The organism is Massilia sp. Root335 (assembly GCF_001425685.1).
GTDB lineage: Bacteria > Pseudomonadota > Gammaproteobacteria > Burkholderiales > Burkholderiaceae_D > Telluria > Telluria luteola.
The window spans coordinates 1-1286 of the sequence record NZ_LMCY01000054.1; the positions used below are offsets into that span (position 1 = coordinate 1).

Genomic DNA, 1286 nt, shown 5'->3' on the forward strand with positions numbered 1-1286 from the left:
TGTATGGCACAGAGACATGAGTGACACTTGTCCAGAGACATAGGTGACACATGCCTAGTCATTTTACAGCTCGATTCGTAGATCGATTTCGCTAATCTTGCGGTTACAGAAGATGACGTAGAAGAGCCCATCGGTGTCGCTCGGCCGGACAGCGACGGGTTCTCCCGCCAGGCCTTCACCGATGAACAGCTGCCGCCCCGAAAAGCTGATGCATCCGCTGCTGCGGACCTTTCTGACTTCGTCGCCTGCATCGTATTCAATAACGGGCAACTGTTCGGGATACGGTCGTGCGCTGGCGGCGTAGCGAGAGGAAGGCGGCTTCTGACCTAAAGCTTGATGCGGTCGAACCAGGTTGTACTGATCACGCCAGCGATCAAAGGCCTGCTGGCAGCTCTGGAGCGAGTTAAATCCGGTGCGCTCAAGAAGTTCGCGCTTGAGGGTACGATGAAACCGCTCATCTTTACCTTGCGTTTGAGGATGCATCGGCCGGCTATGGCTGACTTTAATGCCGACTCGCATCAGCCACGCCTCGATTTTTGTGATCCCGTTCTGCTTCGGGGTCCCCCATGGATTGCCGTTGTCACAGGTGATTTTCTCAGGTAGCCCATAGCGCCTGAATGCGTCGGTAAGGGCTTGTTTAACATGCTCACCGGTCTCGCTGGGGCAGGCCTTCAGACAGATGGAAAAGCGAGAGTGATCGTCCAATATCGTCAGCGGATAGCATCGTCCCGCTTGTGAATCGGTCAGCGCAAAGTGCCCTTTGAAATCCATTTGCCAGAGCAGATTCGGCGCCTCATGCTCGAACCTTGTTATGGCGGCTGACTGGACGTCTGTCGATGCCACTACCTGGCGACCATGCCGTTTCAAAATGGCAGAGATCGTATTGGGATGAGGCCTGGCATTCTCTGGCAAAAAAGTCGCTAATTTGCGCGCTCCCCAGCAGGGAAACTTTTCGTGCAGTGCGAGCACCTCGTCTTCGAGCTGCTCGCTACTACGTCGCGGTGAGGAGTGAGGCTTTCGCGACCGCTCCTGCAGACCGTCAGCTCCATGTTCTTTGAAGCGTGCAAGCAGTTTATAGGCCGTCTGCGGACTGATTCCAAACGAACGGCACAGGGCCCGGATATTGGCTCCCTGCGCCGTCGCCAGCGTGACGAACTCCAGTCGAGAAGACATTTTTGACGACTCCTTCCAAGGCATCGCAAGCTCCAAATAACGAAGTTGCAATGATGATAAAAGGTGTCACCTATGTCTCTGGACAAGTGTCCACTATGTCTCTGTGCCAAACA

1 protein-coding gene is annotated in these 1286 nt (G+C 54.7%); it reads right to left on the reverse strand.

What is annotated here, in order from left to right; translation table 11 throughout:
* Positions 1-63: 63 nt before the first annotated feature.
* The gene (locus ASC93_RS27290; RefSeq protein ID WP_056450186.1) at positions 64-1197 is read right to left on the reverse strand and encodes an IS481 family transposase; all 1134 of its coding nucleotides are present in this window, start codon (positions 1195-1197) and stop codon (positions 64-66) included.
* Between the last annotated feature and the right edge of the window lie 89 nt (positions 1198-1286).